Source organism: Streptomyces sp. NPDC020845 (genome assembly GCF_044334165.1).
GTDB lineage: Bacteria > Actinomycetota > Actinomycetes > Streptomycetales > Streptomycetaceae > Streptomyces.
Genome location: NZ_JBIRSJ010000004.1, coordinates 149,494 through 164,249, shown reverse-complemented (window position 1 = coordinate 164,249; position 14,756 = coordinate 149,494). Strand labels below are relative to the sequence as shown.

Annotated in this window: 10 protein-coding genes and 1 pseudogene; 4 read left to right on the top strand and 7 right to left on the bottom strand. The window is 69.7% G+C overall.

All coding sequences use genetic code 11. The annotated features are described in order from the left end of the window. Positions 1 to 15 precede the first annotated feature (15 nt). Positions 16 to 2,486: pseudogene (locus ACH4U7_RS10805) on the bottom strand (type I polyketide synthase); the annotation flags it as partial. A gap of 298 nt (positions 2,487 to 2,784) precedes the next feature. Further along, positions 2,785 to 4,380 (bottom strand): MFS transporter, encoded by a 1,596-nt coding sequence (locus ACH4U7_RS10800; RefSeq protein WP_398527624.1) that lies wholly within the window; start codon positions 4,378 to 4,380, stop codon positions 2,785 to 2,787. Positions 4,381 to 4,617: 237 nt separating this feature from the next. Between ACH4U7_RS10800 and ACH4U7_RS10795 the strand changes: the two genes are divergently transcribed. Beyond that, positions 4,618 to 5,277: a TetR/AcrR family transcriptional regulator gene (locus ACH4U7_RS10795; protein ID WP_398527623.1), complete on the top strand. Its 660-nt coding sequence runs from the start codon at positions 4,618 to 4,620 to the stop codon at positions 5,275 to 5,277. A 66-nt stretch (positions 5,278 to 5,343) separates the two neighbouring features. Here the strand turns inward: ACH4U7_RS10795 and ACH4U7_RS10790 are convergent, their stop codons facing one another. After that, the gene (locus ACH4U7_RS10790) at positions 5,344 to 5,511 is read right to left on the bottom strand and encodes a DUF6059 family protein (RefSeq protein WP_398527983.1); all 168 of its coding nucleotides are present in this window, start codon (positions 5,509 to 5,511) and stop codon (positions 5,344 to 5,346) included. A 314-nt stretch (positions 5,512 to 5,825) separates the two neighbouring features. Between ACH4U7_RS10790 and ACH4U7_RS10785 the strand changes: the two genes are divergently transcribed. Continuing rightward, positions 5,826 to 6,437: a thioesterase II family protein gene (locus ACH4U7_RS10785; protein ID WP_398527622.1), complete on the top strand. Its 612-nt coding sequence runs from the start codon at positions 5,826 to 5,828 to the stop codon at positions 6,435 to 6,437. A gap of 49 nt (positions 6,438 to 6,486) precedes the next feature. Here the strand turns inward: ACH4U7_RS10785 and ACH4U7_RS10780 are convergent, their stop codons facing one another. Continuing rightward, on the bottom strand, positions 6,487 to 7,254 hold the full coding sequence (locus ACH4U7_RS10780; RefSeq protein ID WP_398527621.1) for a 2-oxo acid dehydrogenase subunit E2: 768 nt from the start codon (positions 7,252 to 7,254) through the stop codon (positions 6,487 to 6,489). Between the two features lie 434 nt (positions 7,255 to 7,688). Here ACH4U7_RS10780 and ACH4U7_RS10775 point away from each other — a divergent pair, with 434 nt between their 5' ends. Both ACH4U7_RS10775 and ACH4U7_RS10770 read left to right on the top strand, forming a co-directional pair. After that, positions 7,689 to 9,083: an MFS transporter gene (locus ACH4U7_RS10775; protein ID WP_398527620.1), complete on the top strand. Its 1,395-nt coding sequence runs from the start codon at positions 7,689 to 7,691 to the stop codon at positions 9,081 to 9,083. Next, positions 9,080 to 10,303, top strand: a complete 1,224-nt coding sequence (locus ACH4U7_RS10770; protein ID WP_398527619.1) for an FAD-dependent monooxygenase — start codon at positions 9,080 to 9,082, stop codon at positions 10,301 to 10,303. Before ACH4U7_RS10775 ends, ACH4U7_RS10770 begins: the two co-directional genes overlap by 4 nt. Before the next feature lie 31 nt (positions 10,304 to 10,334). On the opposite strand, the gene ACH4U7_RS10765 is transcribed toward ACH4U7_RS10770, so the two are convergent. Genes ACH4U7_RS10765 through ACH4U7_RS10755 form a run of 3 tightly spaced genes read right to left on the bottom strand, consistent with a single transcriptional unit; the run spans position 10,335 to position 14,672 of the window. After that, entirely contained in the window at positions 10,335 to 11,027 is a 693-nt protein-coding gene (locus tag ACH4U7_RS10765; protein WP_398527618.1) for a response regulator, read from the bottom strand. Continuing rightward, positions 11,024 to 12,316 (bottom strand): sensor histidine kinase, encoded by a 1,293-nt coding sequence (locus ACH4U7_RS10760; RefSeq protein WP_398527617.1) that lies wholly within the window; start codon positions 12,314 to 12,316, stop codon positions 11,024 to 11,026. The genes ACH4U7_RS10765 and ACH4U7_RS10760 overlap by 4 nt, the downstream gene beginning before the upstream one ends. Before the next feature lie 7 nt (positions 12,317 to 12,323). Further along, positions 12,324 to 14,672 (bottom strand): MMPL family transporter, encoded by a 2,349-nt coding sequence (locus ACH4U7_RS10755; RefSeq protein WP_398527616.1) that lies wholly within the window; start codon positions 14,670 to 14,672, stop codon positions 12,324 to 12,326. Between the last annotated feature and the right edge of the window lie 84 nt (positions 14,673 to 14,756).

Here is a 14,756-nt window from a genome sequence, read left to right as displayed (position 1 = left end):
GAGCCAGCCGGCGTCGACGGCGGGGGTAGCCGCGTGCAGGCCGGTGCTGGTCTCCGGCAGCCGCCGCCACTGCCACTCGTACGTCCAGCCACGCTGGCGACGCCATCCTGCGAGCGTGGACTGCAACTCCGCCAGCAGCCGCCGTTCCTCGTGACCGGCGCCGAACGTGCGGGCCACGACGGCGGGATCGCCGTGCTCCACGGCCGACCAGAACTCCTGGTCGTCCACCGACGTCCACCCGTCGTCCGTACCGGTGCCCGCCCTCGGCGCCCGCTCCGACGTGGCCTCCAGCCAGTACGGGCGGTGCTGGAAGGCGTACGGCGGAAGCCTGAGACGTCCCGCCGTCGCGCTCGGAGCGGTCGGAGCGGTCGCTTCGGGTAGCAGTGCCCGCCAGTCCACGGCCCTGCCGTGCGTCCACGTCTCGGCCAGGGCGAGGAGCAGAGTGCCGGGCTCGGCGCGGTCCCGGCGGAGCGTGGGGGCGAGCACAAGCGGCTCGGAGCCCAGGCAGTCGCGGGCCATCGCGCTCAGGACGGCGTCCGGGCCGATCTCGACGAAGAGGCGCACGCCGTTCTCCTCCAGGGTGCGCACCCCGTCGTAGAAGCGCACGCCCTGCCGGATGTGCCGGGCCCAGTAGTCGGGGCTCATCAGCTCATCGGCGATCGCCACCCGGCCGGTGACGTTGGACACGACCTCGATGTCCGGCGCCCGGTACGTCAACCTGGCTGCCACGGTGCGCAGTTCGGCCGCGGCGGAGTCCATGTGCGGGGAGTGGAAGGCGTGGCTGACCCGGAGCCGCTTGGTGCGTCGGCCCCGGCCCCGCCATGCCTTGGCCAGTTCGGCCACGGCGTCGGCGTCGCCCGAGATCACGGTGGCGGACGGGCCGTTGACCGCGGCCACGGCCACGGCCACGGCCACCTTGCCGTCGTAGGGGGCAAGCGCCTCGCGCACCTCGCTCTCTGGTGCCTCGATGGCGGCCATCGCGCCGTCCGCGCGTACCGCCTGCATCGCCCTCCCGCGCGCGGCGACCAGTTCACAGGCGTCGTCCAGGCCGGAGACACCGGCGACATGGGCGGCGGCCAGCTCACCGATGGAGTGGCCCATGACGAAGTCTGGCCGCAGTCCGGTGCGTTCCAGCAGCCGGTAAAGGGCGACCTCTATGGCGAACAGGGCGCACTGGGTGTAGAGCGTCTGGTCGAGCAGCTTCGCCTCGGGCGAGCGGGGCGCGGCGAGCACGACATCACGCAGGGGATGTTCCAGGTGCCGGTCGAAGTGTGCGCACAGGTCCGCGAACAGTTCGCCGAAGCCCGAGAAGGACTCACTCAACTCCCTTCCCATGCCCAGTCGTTGGCTGCCCTGCCCGGTGAAGAGGAAGCCGAGGCGCGCGTCCTTGTCGCTGCTGCCCGTCGCCGTCGTGGGTCCGCTCTCGCCTCGGGCCACAGCCGCGACGGCACGCAGCAGCCCCTCCTGGTCACCGCCGACGGCGACCGCGCGATGGTCGAAGGTGGTCCGCTCGGCGAGGGACCGGGCCACCTCCGCGGGCCGGGGTTCGTGCCGCTGATGCCGAAGGAGGAGACGGCACACCGCCGGGGACGGTCGTGCTCCGGCCACGGCCGCGCCTCGGTCAGCAGCCGCACCTGTCCGGTCTCCCAGTCGACCTGCGGGGTGGGCTCGTCGACGTGCAGGGTGCGCGGCAGTACCCCGTGCCGCATGGCCTGCACCATCTTGATGACTCCGGCGACACCGGCGGCGGCCTGGGTGTGCCCGATGTTCGACTTCACCGAGCCGAGCCAGAGCGGGTGCCGGACATCCCGGTCCTGCCCGTACGTCGCCAGCAGCGCCTGCGCCTCGATCGGGTCGCCGAGCGTGGTGCCCGTGCCGTGCGCCTCAACGGCGTCCACGTCCGCGCTCGTCAGGCCGGCGTCGTCCAGCGCCTGCATGATCACCCGCTCCTGCGAGGGACCGTTCGGCGCGGTCAGACCGTTGCTGGCGCCGTCCTGGTTGACGGCCGAGCCCCGCACCACCGCCAGCACCTCGTGCCCGTTGCGCCGCGCGTCGGACAGCCGCTCCAGCAGCAGCACGCCGACGCCCTCACCGAACCCCGTGCCGTCCGCGTCCGCGGCGAACGATTTGCAGCGGCCGTCCGCGGCCAGCCCGCGCTGCCTGCTGAACTCGATGAACAGGCCGGGCGTGGACAGCACCGTGGAACCGCCCGCGAGCGCGAGCCCGCACTCGCCTCCGCGCAGCGCCCGCACCGCGAGATGGAGTGCGACGAGCGAGGACGAGCAAGCGGTGTCGACCGACAGGGCCGGGCCCCGCAGGCCCAGGACGTACGACACCCGGCCGGAAGCGACGCTGGCCGCGCTGCCGTTGCCGAGGAACGGCTCGTACTCCGGCGGTACCGTGTGCAGGCGGGCGCCGTAGTCGCTGTACATGATCCCGGCGAAGACGCCCGTGTCACTGCCCCGCAGGGCCGTCGGGTCGATCCCGGGCATCGCGGCCCCCACTGGGCAAGTGCGCGACTCTGGAAGCCGGGCGCGGTCTGTCGGCGCGGGAATGGCGGGAATGAACGGGCCCGGCGACCAGCCGGGGGATGTACCGGTCGCCGGGCCCGCTTTTCGCACCGCCCCGTCCCCACGGATCGGTGCGAACCCGGAAGCTCATCTCCGCTGGATGAGCGGTTCCGGGTCCCGGGCCGCGGGGCGTGTCGTCCGCGGCGGCCCGGGACGTGTGCTGGATGCCGAGTGGCGGCGGCTCGGCCGGTCCGGGCCGAACCGGCCGTCGGTGTCAGACGTGGACGGCCGCCTCACCCGTGGCACTGGAGCCGCGCCGGGTCAGCAGGGCGAGTATCGCCCCGCAGCCCGCGATGACGGCGGAGATGGTGAAAGCGAGCCCCATCCCGCTGATGAAGCTGTCGTGCGCGACCTTCGTAATGGTCTTGCCGACTTCCGCGGGGGTGCCTTCGGGTACGGGCGCCAGCCCGACGGAGATGGCGTCCTTCATGGCTTCCTGCTGCTGCGCGTCGACCTTCGGGAGGTCGGCGGCCGCCCACTTGCCAGGCAGTTCGTCACCGACCCGGGAGGACATCACCGCTCCTAGTACGGCCGTGCCGAGGCTGCCGCCGACCTGCATCGCCGCCTGCTGGAGGCCGCCCGCGATACCGGCGTGCTCCTCGGGGGCGTTGCTCACGATCACATCGGTGCTGGCAACGATGACCGGGGCGAGTCCGAGGCCGAGGAGGACGAACCACAGGGACATCGAGAGGGTGCTCGCGTCGGTGTCGAGGGAGCCGAGCCCGAGGATGGCGGCTCCCGAGAGGGCCATGCCGCCGGCCAACGGGAGCTTGGGACCGTACTTCGACATGAGGGCGCCGCCGATCGGGGACCCGATGATCATCATCGCGGTGACGGGCAGCAGGTGGACGCCGCTGTCCACCGGGCTCATGCCGTGCACGTTCTGCAGGTAGAAGGTGATGAAGAACAGGCCGCCCATGAAGGCGAAGGCCATCAGGACCGTGACGACGGTGGCCGCCGACAGGGAGACGGAGCGGAACAGCCGGAGCGGGATGAGCGGGTCGCGGGCCTTGGTCTCCCAGACCGCGAAGACGATGCCGAGGACGATCGCCGCGGCGAGGAAACCGATGGTCTTGGCGCCGGTCCACCCCCACGCCTCGGCCTTGATCAGGCTGAAGATCAAGCAGAACATCGCCCCGGACAGCAGCACGACGCCGGGAAAGTCGAACGCGCCGCCGGCCCGCTTCTCGGCGGGGGGCTTACGCAGCACGACGAGGCCGAGCGCGAAGGCCACGACGCCGACGGGGATGTTGAGGAAGAACACCGACTCCCAGTTGACGTGCTCGACGAGCACGCCGCCGATGATGGGGCCCGCGGCGATCGAGGCGCCGATCACGGCACCCCAGATGCCGATCGCCATGTTGAGTTTCTTCGCGGGGAACGTCGCGCGCAGCAGGCCGAGTGCGGCCGGTTGCAGCAGGGAGCCGAACATGCCCTGCAGGACGCGGAAGGCGATGACGAGACCGGGGCTGCCCGACAGGCCGATGGCGGCCGACATCGCGGCGAAGCCGACAACTCCGACCAGGAAGGTCTGACGGTGACCGAAGCGGTCACCCAGCTTGCCGGCGGTGATCAGCGAGACGCCGAGGGCGAGCAGATAGCCGTTGGTGATCCATTGGATCTGTTCCAGTGACGCCTTGAGGTCCTGCTGGATGGCGGGATTGGCGACGGCGACGATCGTACCGTCCAGGGTCACCATCATGGCCCCGATGCCGACGGTGAACAACGTGAGCCAAGGGTGCCCGCGCAGGCCGCGGCCTGGCCTCGAAGAGGCTGTTTCAGTGGAGTTCTGTAAGGAGGTCTGGGCCATGACGGCTCCGATCGAGTGATGTCGTAACAGACAGCGAGGGCAACTCAGCAACCCAGGCCGAAGATATGGCAGTCACTGACAAACGTCAACGCCTGCCAGTAGACATCTTGTGCCATGATTTTCTGGCACAATGGTCCCCACATCGGTCGCGGTACGGATACCTCAACCGGCGTCGTCGCCACGGGGATCGCGGCGGCAGGTAAGCCCATCAGGTGATCACTAAGGAGTTGGCCACAGGTGAAGCTGGGAGCCGAGGCGGGCGAACCCGGACTGCGGGAACGGAAGAAGCAACTCACCCGCGACGCGCTGATCCGCTCCGCGATCAGCCTGTTCACAGAACAGGGTTACGAGAAGACGACGGTGGACGAGATCGTCACCGCGGTCAACGTGTCACCGCGCACGTTCTTCCGTTATTTCGTCGGCAAAGAGGACGTCGCCCTCGCCCCCGTGACCGAGATCGACGAGCGCGTCCTCGAACTGCTCGCCCAACGCCCCCCGAGCGAAGGGCCTCTGGAGGCGCTGCGCGGATCGGTGCGGGAGACCTGGGCAGACGTCAGAGAGCAGACCGAGCGGATCAGCGGGGTCACCGCACTCGCCAGGATCCTGCGCATCATCGAGACCGCTCCGGGCCTTAGCGCCGCGCACGCGCAGCGCACCATGGCGTTCGAGGAACGCCTCGGCCGGGAAATCGCCCGAAGAGAGGGCGTCGACTACGACACCGATCCCCGTCCCAAGCTGGTGGTGGCCATCTTCACCGCGGTGACACGAGTGGCCAGTCGCTGCTGGGGCCTTGACGAGGATGCCGATCTCGACGCGGTCGCGCAGACGATCGAGGAGCACTTCGACCTGCTCCTGCCGACACTCGAGGGCCCGTGGGCCCCACAGGCTCCGCACTGAGCGCGCCTCCTCCGCCCCCTTCACCGAGCCGTCGTCGAACCGCCGGGGGCCTTCGTGCACAAAGTCTCAACTGCGCAGTTCCTCCCGCAGGCGCCGCTCGACCGGAGTCAGCGGGCGCTCAGGACAAAGCCGTTCAGGGTGGCGAGGGGCCGGGCCCTCGCCTGGCGGCGTAACGGTCGACGCCGGGACGACCTGCGGGAACTGGACCCAGAGACCGCCGAAGGTCACCAGCATGTCCCAGGCCATGCGCAGACAGCAGGCACCGCGCGATCGCTCCATACGCGCCATTCGCTCACGCTCCTCGCTCGCAGCACCGCCATCGAGGCAGGCACTGTTGGGGTGGGCAGTACCGTGCCGGTCGTCGCTTAAGGCGCACTGAATGACCAAGCCGCAACTGCGCCAGCGAACCGATGAGTTCCGGCCCCATCCACGCAGGCGAGGTGTTCCTCCTTCGCACACTGTCAGACAATGGGCGGGCATTTGACCCAGAGGAGCCCGTCGCACGCTCGCGGGACCCGGCGGCCGCCCGGACATCCACGGAGGAAACCGTGCTCGACGACCGGTCCGTCTCAGTGCACTGCTTCACCCTGATGCCCCGGCCGAAGTTTCAGCTCGTGTGCTTCCCGCCTGCCGGGGAAGGGATGTCGTACTACCGGTCGATATCGGAAGCACTGGCACCGTCCACCGAAGTTCTGTCGGTGCAGTACCCGCAGTCGGCTCCGGAGCCAGCGGGCGGGGATGCGTTGCAGTCCCCCGCGCCGGCGCACCTCATCGCCGAAACACTCGTCGACCGGCTGGACAGCCCCACGGTCCTCTTCGGTCAGGGGCTGGGCGCTACCGTCGCCTTCGAAGTGGCGCAGACACTCGAACTGACCTTCCTGCTCAACGACCGGAGCGGAGGCAGACTGGCGGCCCTGCTGGTGTCCTCCCAACCCGCACCCTGCCATTCCCTGGCCAAGGATGCCGCGATCACCTGCCCCATCGGCGTCTTCCTGGGTGACGCCGACCCATGCCTGTCCTACGACGAGGCAACCGCCTGGGCGTACCACAGCAAGGAACGGTTCGACTGCCAGATGCTGCACGGCGGCAAGGACTACTTCAGGGACCGCCCTACCGAACTCGTCAACGCGATATCGGACTACCTGCTCATGCTCGGCTGACCCGGCTCGGGCCACACAACGACAGCGACGAGCGGGTCGCAACCTCGTCTCAGCCGTCGGTGCCGAGTCCGCCGTCGAACGTTTCCAGACCGTCCTTGATGTCGGTCAATACGTCGGCGGCCTCAGCACCGTCGATCACACGGTGGTCGAAGGCGAGGCTGAGCCGCATCACCTTGGCGATGTCCACCTGGCCACCACGGACGACCGGACGGTCCGCCGCCCGCCCGACCCCGAGCGTGATGGTGGTACCGCCCACCGAGTGGAAACCGTCCACCGGCCGGTGGCCCAGTGAGGTGACGGCGAAAGTACCCATGAAACGGGCCCGCGTCTCCAACGGCCGCACCGTACGCCGGAACAGCGCCCGCCCCACCGGACCGGGCAGCCGGTGCAGCAGACGCACTCCCCCGAACTCCGGCGCCTTCTGCGGATCCATGTCCTTGACGTGGTCCAACTGCTTCTGGATGTCAAGGAGCCCCTGGGAGTCGAGCCCGGGAAGGACCGCGGACAGCACCACCCGCCGACCACCCATGGTCTTGTCGAGAGTGACCTTGGCGTTCGCAGCGGCGTATCGTGCGATCTGCGGCCGCAGCCGCCCCTTGATGGCGGCGTTCGCCTCCGGGTGGGCCACGAGAACCCGAGATGACACGTGCAGCACATAACTGAGCACCGAGTACGGCTGCCCCGACTCGCGCGCCACGGCACGGTGCTGCATGACGCGGGTCATGTCGACCTCGGTGTCGAGGAAGACGGGCGAGAAGGAACGGATCTCCCGCAGGAAGTGCAGCGTGTGGCGGCGCTCCGGCGCGATGGGCACCACCGCTGCACTCCTGTCGGACCTCTTGATCGCAGTGTCGGCCACAGCCCTTTCCTCCCTTGCGCCGCACGTTCAGCCGTCCGGGGAAGCCTCTCTGACGGGCCTTAAGCCTCTCTTGGCTCAGCTCATCTCCGGCGGCCGAGCGGGAGCTGTAGCCCAGGTCGCTGAACTCCGGGTCAGGCCCCGCTCCGGCCCAAGTCGGCCCGTAGTGCGTAGGCACCAGGACACGTGAGTGGCTGGTCCGGGTGCACCAGAGGAAGACGGCGGCCAGGGACGATGCCCGGCGGGGCGATGGAGGGAAGGGTTGGACGCGCGTGAATCCCGCGCATTCCCCTTGCCCAGCGGCGTCTGGGTGATCAACAGGTGGCGACTGAGCGGGGAGCACACATCAAGCAGGTCCACACGCTTGCTCGCAACCAACGATGAAAAGGACGTCCATGTCCGAAGCTGTGGTTTCCCCGGTCCGCATCGAGAGGCTGTCGATCGGCGCTCTCGGCATCTTGGCACTCGCCCTCGGCACCCTGCAGTCAGTGGTGGAGCCTGCGCTCCCGCTGCTGCAACGTGAGATGGGGGTCAGTCCTGCCGAAGGGGCTTTGATCGGCAACACGTTACTCGTCACCGGCGCGGTCGTCGCACCCGTCGCAGGCAAACTCGGCGACCGCTACGGCGGAAAGCGGGTGCTGGTCCGGCTGATGGCCGTGGTCTCGGTTGGTGGTCTGTTGGCCGCTCTGGCGCCGAACCTGCCGGTGTTGTTGCTCGGTCAGGTATTGCAGGGCGTCATGGTGGGTGCGCTGCCCCTCTCGTTCATTCTGGTGCGCAAACACCTCCCGACAGGAGAGTCACAGCTGGCTCTCGGGGTGGTCATGGCGCTGTTCACGGGCGGCGGCATGGTCGGAACGCTGTTTGCCGGGCCGATCGCGGAAGGGCTGTCCTGGCATTGGATGTTCGCGCTGCCGACGATCGCGATCATCGCGATGACGTTGGTCGTGGCTCGGCTGATGCCGCATGATCCGCCGGTCCAGTCGGACAACAGGATCGACTGGCCTGGTATGGCTCTGCTGAGCGGCACGTTGCTCGCGTTCATGCTCGGGCTCGTGAAGGTGACGGGCGCCGGACTGCCGCCACTCGCGGTCGGTGCCATCGCGGTGGTCGTGGCCGCCCTCGCGACCGGATGGGTCGCCGTCGAGCGCCGCGCGGCCTCGCCGATGGTCGATCTGCGCATGCTGGCGAAGCCTGCGATGTGGCATTCGTGCGTGCTCACCCTCGTCATCACCACCAGTTTCGGGATGGTGGCCTTTCTGCTCCCGCAGCTGTTCGCGGTATCGGCCGACGGGTACGGCTTCGCAGCCGGCACCACCGACATCGGGCTGTTCCTGCTGCCCGGCGCCATCGCCGGGGCGGTGAGCGATTCGGTCGGCGGGATCGCGGCGCGGCGTTTCGGTCTGCGTGCCGTGCTCATCGCGGGCGCCGTCGTCACGGTGGCCACGATGATCGCTGTGGTGTCGCTGCACACCGCGGAGTGGCAGCTCGTCCTCGCGAAGGTGCTGGCCGCCATCGGCGCGGGCATCGGTACCACGGCGTTGCTCACCCGAACCGCCACCGCCGTCGAGACCAGGGACACCGGCATCGCCACCAGCCTGCTCGTGGTGACACGCGTGATCGGCGTCGCCGTGGGCTCCCAGGTCGCCGGCGCGATCCTCGACGCCGGGGCCGACTCGATGACGGGCCGGCCGACCGAATCGGCCTTCGTCACAGGTTTCGCCGTCGCCGGCCTCGTCGCCGCACTGTCACTTCTCGTTGTCCGTATCACGAAGAAAGGAACCCAGGCATGACACCTACGGATCTGCCGATGGACGTGAGTACTCCCGCGAAGCGCAGAGTGCTGATCTCCGGGGCCAGTATCTCCGGGCCCGCCCTTGCGTACTGGCTGCACCGGTCCGGATGCGCGGTCACCGTGGTGGAGAAGGCAGGAGCACTGCGCGACGGTGGATACCCGATCGACGTCCGCGGTACCGCGATAGAGGTGGTCCGACGGATGGGGATACTGCCGCAACTGCGGGACGCGCACATCGACTCGCGTCGCTGCACTTTCCTCAACGCCGATGGCAGTGAAGTGGCCTCGCTCAGCCCGCGCGCCGTTGCCGGCGGTGTCGAGGGACAGGACCTCGAGGTGCGTCGTGGGGATCTGGCCGCGCGCCTCTACGCGATAGTTCGCGACGACGTGGAATTCCTGTTCAACGACTCCATCGACACCCTCGACCAGTCCGAACAAGGGGTCGACGTTACTTTCCGCAGTGGGCAACGGCGCACGTTCGACCTGGTGGTCGGCGCCGACGGGATGCACTCACACACCCGGGAGTCCCTGTTCGGCCCCGAAGAGCAGTTCCACCGCTACCTCGGCTACTGCTTCGCCATTTTCACCATGCCGAACACCTTCGGGCTCTCCCACGAGCTCATGATGTGGAACACCCCGGGGAAAGCCGCGGCCCTCTACGCCGTCGGGGACAACGACGAACTGCACGCCTTCCTGAACTTTCACCAGCCAGAACCGCCGTTCGATGCCCTCCGGAACCCCGACGCCCAGCGGGACCTGGTCGCCACGGTCTTCGCAGACGCGGGATGGGAGGTCCCCGGCATGGTCAACGCCATGCGCGACGCGGATGACCTGTTCTTCGACACGGCCGGTCAGATCCGCATGCCCCACTGGTCCAGCGGCCGCGTCGTGCTCGTCGGCGACGCCGCGTACGCACCCTCGTTCCTTACCGGACAAGGCTCAAGCCTGGCGCTGGTCGGTGCCTACATGCTCGCCAACGCCCTGGCCACGAACCGGGACCACACTGCGGCCTTCGCCGCCTACGAACGCGACGTTCGCGAGTTCGTAGCCATGAATCAGGCATTGGTCGACAACGGTGCGGCCGCCCTCTTCCCCACCACGGTGCGGGCCCTGGAGCAACGCAACACCATGCTGCGTGGCCTCGTCACCATGCCCTCCGCGACACCACGACCGGCCCACTCAGCCCTTACGCTGCCCGAATTCGCCCCGGCGCCGTGACCTGATACGGGGGCACCGACCGCCTGTGGGACTACGACAAGCGGTCGGTGCCGCCGTCGGGGGTGGCGTGGGCCAGGCCCGTCCGGTAGGCGATGACGACGAGTTGTGCCCGGTCGCGGGCCTCCAGTTTCGTCATGGCGCGCTGCACATGGGCGCGGACGGTGAAGGGGCTGAGGAACATCCGCTCGGCGATCTCCTGGTTGGACAGGCCGGTCGCGACCAGAGCCACCATCTCGCGTTCGCGCGGGGTGAGCACGGCGAGCTGTTCGGGGTGGTGCGCCGGGGCGTCGTCCGGTGTGGCCAGGAAACGGGCGACCAAGGAACGGGTCGCGGCGGGGGACAGAAGAGTGTCGCCGTCGGCGATCGTACGCACGGCGTCCAGCAGGTCCTCGGCCCCGATGCCCTTGCCGATGAAGCCGCCGGCCCCCGCGCGCAGCGCCTGAGCGACGTACTCGTCGGTCTCGTACGTGGTGAGGATCAGGATGCGGCTGGCACGCAGTTCCGGGTCCGCGCAGATCTCCGACGTGGCGGTGAGACCGTCCACCTCTGGCATCCGGATGTCCATGATCACCACGTCCGGGCGCAGCTCCCGGGTGAGTCTCACCGCCTCCCTGCCGTCGGCAGCCTCGCCGACCACGGTGATGTCGTCGGCACTGTCGAGAAGCATCCGGAAGGCACCGCGCAGCAGGGCCTGATCGTCGGCGAGCAACACCCGGAGCGTCACGGCGCGTCCCCGGCCTCTCCGTCGCCCGTCCGTCCGTCGGCCATCTGCCCCTCGTTGGTAGTCGCTCCGTCAGTCTTCCGCGCCGTGTCCTTGGCGGGCGGGAGGGGCAGCTGGGTGGAGACGAGGAAGCCGCCCTCCGGGCGCCTGCCTGCGGAGAGGTGTCCCCCGACCGCGGTGGCACGTTCACGCATCCCGATCAGACCGTAGCCGGGCGGACGGTCCGCCGCCGCGGACGCGGTCGGCGCCGTACGGGCGCCCCCTCCGTCGTCGGCGACGGTGATGGTGACGCGATCGCGCTTCCAGGCGAGGCGTACCCGGGCGCTACCGGTACCGGCGTGCTTGGTCACGTTGGTCAGGGCCTCCTGGACGATGCGATAGGCGGTGAGGTCCACTCCCGGCGGCAGCGGCCTGGCCATGCCCTCCTGGTGCACCGACACCTCCAGACCCGCCCGGCGGAAGGACTCGAGGAGCGTGGGAAGCCGGGCCAGTCCGGGCGCCGGTTCGCCGGTCGCCGCCGTGTCCCCGGACTGACGCAGCAGACCGACCGTGGCCCGCAGTTCGTCGAGCGCGTGGCCGGTGGTCTCGACGAGCTCCTTCAGGCTCTTGCGGGTCTGCTCCGGGCGGGCGTCGAAGAGGTGGGCGGCGACCGTGGCCTGCGCGTTGGCCAGGGTGATCTGATGGGCCACGAGGTCGTGCAACTCCCGGGCGATGCGCACCCGTTCCTCGGATACTCTCCGGCGCGCCTCGCTGTCCCGGCTCTGCTCGGCCCGCCGGGCCCGCTCTTCCACTGCCGCCAGGTAGGCCCGTCGGTTCTGTGCCGAGTGCCCGAGTACGCCGGCCACCAGCGGGAACGCCGTCACCGCTGCCACTCTGCTCGCGTCCTTCCACGAGAGGGCCCCGAACAAGGGGGCGGAGGCGACCAGCAGCGCCGCGGAGGTGAGCGCCACCGCGCTCGCCGCGTGCCGTTCGGTGCGCGCGGTGAGCGAGTAGGCGGTGATCACGGCGGGGGCCACGATGAGCGGGCTCAGCAGGAGACCCAAGGGCGGCACCAGCATGCCGCTCGCGGTCGTGACCGCCATGGCGGCCAGGGGCGCCCGGTGCCGCACCGGCAGCACGGCACAGGACACCACGGCGATGAAGTAGGCGGCGGCAGGCGGCGGTGACAGCGTCCTGCCGTCGTCCCGCAGCACGCCGCCGAGCAGACAGAGCGCGAACGCCGTCGCCGTGACCGCTGCCTCCCGCCCCCACGTGCCGCGTGGTCGCGGGCCACCGCCACCCGTGTTCGTCATGGCCGGATCAGTGCCGGTGCCGGCCGACGGGGAGCCGCGGCACCGCCGCGTCCAACTCGGCCGCGGAGGCCGGGACATGCCTGCTCAGTTTCTCACCCTCGATATCCACATTCGGCAGCACACGGTTCAGGATAGGGGGCAGCCACCAGGCCCGGTGGCCGAGCAGTGCCAGGACCGCGGGTGCGATCGCCATCCGGACCACGAAGGCGTCGAAAGCGACGGCGGCGGCCAGGCCGACGCCCATCGTCTGGACGGTCGGGCTGCTCATCCCGATGAATCCGGCGAACACGCTGATCATGATGATCGCCGCCGCGGCCACCACACGTCCGCTGTGCCGGAAACCGTTGACGATTGCCTCGCCGGGGGACGCGCCATGGACATACGCCTCCCGCATCCTGGTGAGGAGGAAGACCTCGTAATCCATGGCGAGGCCGAACACTATTCCGATGATGAGAATCGGCATCAGCGACATGACCGGTCCGGTCTGTTCGATGCCGACCAGGTCTGCCGCCCAGCCCCACTGGAAGACGGCGACGAGGACGCCGAAGGCGGCACCCACCGACAGCAGGAAGCCGAGCGCGGCCTTGACCGGGACCAGGACCGAGCGGAAGACCACCATCAGCAGGAGCACCGCCAGGCCGATGACCACGGTCAGATAGGGGATGAGGGCGTCGGACATGGCTTCGGAAATGTCGATGTTCATCGCGGTGGTGCCGGTCACCAGGATGTCGGCGCCCGTGTCGGCCTCGACGCCGGAGACCGCGCCCCGGATCGCGTGCACCAGGTCCTTGGTCTCGCCGCTGTTCGGCGCGGTCCGCGGGACGGCGGTGAGGACGGCCGTGTCCTTGCCCCGGCTGAGAACCGGATCACCGACCGACGCGACCCCGTCCACTCCCCGTACGGTCTTGGCGACCAGGTCCGTGGTGGCCCGGGTGTCCCCAGACCCCGAAGACGCTGACGTGTCCACGACCACGGTCAACGGGCCGTTGAAACCGGGACCGAAGCCTTCTGACAGCAGGTCGTAGGCACGGCGCTCGGTGGTCTCCACCGACTTGGACTCGTCTCCGGGCAGCCCGAGTTCGAGGCTCAGCGCCGGTACGGCGACGGCGCCGAGACCGAGTCCGGCGATCAGCAGCACGGCCGCCGGCCGGCGCAGCACGAACCGCGCCCAGCGGGTGCCGAGCCCGGGCCGGCCGACCGCGGTGGGCGCCGGGTGCGGACGCTCGCTTCCCGGGCGTTCACTTCCCGGGCGCTCGTGTCCCGGGCGCTCGTGTCCCCGGCGCTCGTGTCCCCGGCGCTCGTGTCCCGGGCGCTCGCTTCCCGGCCGGGTGGCCTTGCGGACGGCGCGGGACAGTACCCTCCGGCCGAAGAAGCCGAACAGCGCGGGTACGAGGGTCAGTGCGACGAGTACGGCGAGGGCCACGGCGCCCGCGCCGCCCATGCCCATCTTGGTGAGTTCGGGGATTCCGACGACCCCCAGCCCGACCAGGGCGATGAAGACGGTCGCGCCGGCGAAGACGACGGCGGATCCGGCCGTGCCCACCGCCCGCCCGGCGGCCTCCTCCGGCTCGCTGCCCTGGGCGCGTTCGTCGCGGAAGCGGGAGGTGATGAAGAGTGCGTAGTCGATGCCGACCGCAAGCCCCAGCATCAGCGCCAGGATGGCGACGGTGGACGTCAGGCCAAGCGGCACGGCCAGCGCGGAGACCAGGCCGAAGGCGATGGCCACGCCCACGAAGGCGGTCAGCAGCGACAATCCGGCCGCGACCAGCGACCCGAGGGCGAGGACCAGCACCACCGCCGCCACCGCCACGCCGATGATCTCCGTCGTACCGCCCGGTTCCTCTTCCGAATCCAGGGCCGAGCCGCCGATCTCCACGGTCAGCCCCGCGTCCCGGGCCCGGCTCGCGGCCTCCTCGAGGGCGCTCTTCGTCGGCTCGGCCAGGTCGACGGCGTCCGCGGTGTAGGTGATCGTGGAGTAGGCGATGGTGCCGTCCTCGCTGACCGCGCCGGTCTCATAGGGGTCGGTGGTCGACGCGACCTGATCGCCCCGGTCCAGCGAGCGGAGCGTGTCCTCGACGGCCGCCTTGTTCTCCCTGGCCGTCACCCGCTGCCCATCCGGGGCCCGGAACACCAAGCGGGCCTCGGCGCCTTGGGAATTGCTCTGGGGGAAGCGCTCGTCCAGCAGGTCGAACGCCTTCTGCGACTCGGTACCGGGCATGGAGAGGTCCTCTTCCTTCCCCTCCGGCGCCATGGCGGCGGCGGCGACGGCCAGCACCAGGACACCCAGCCACAGACCACCCACGAGCCGACGGCGCCGGAAGGCCCACCGTCCGATCCGGTAAAGAAATGTCGCCACCTGTTGATCACTCCAGACACCGCTAGGCAAGGGGGAAATGCGCGGGATTCACGCGCCTCCAACCCTTCCCTCCGGCGCCCCTTC

What these genes read in the sequence shown, in the direction of transcription:
- ACH4U7_RS10800 (WP_398527624.1), bottom strand. Translation starts at nt 4,380, where the DNA reads ATGGCCCAGACCTCCTTACAGAACTCCACTGAAACAGCCTCTTCGAGG.
- ACH4U7_RS10790 (WP_398527983.1), bottom strand. Translation starts at nt 5,511, where the DNA reads ATGCTGGTGACCTTCGGCGGTCTCTGGGTCCAGTTCCCGCAGGTCGTC.
- ACH4U7_RS10775 (WP_398527620.1), top strand. Translation starts at nt 7,689, where the DNA reads ATGTCCGAAGCTGTGGTTTCCCCGGTCCGCATCGAGAGGCTGTCGATC.
- ACH4U7_RS10770 (WP_398527619.1), top strand. Translation starts at nt 9,080, where the DNA reads ATGACACCTACGGATCTGCCGATGGACGTGAGTACTCCCGCGAAGCGC.
- ACH4U7_RS10760 (WP_398527617.1), bottom strand. Translation starts at nt 12,316, where the DNA reads ATGACGAACACGGGTGGCGGTGGCCCGCGACCACGCGGCACGTGGGGG.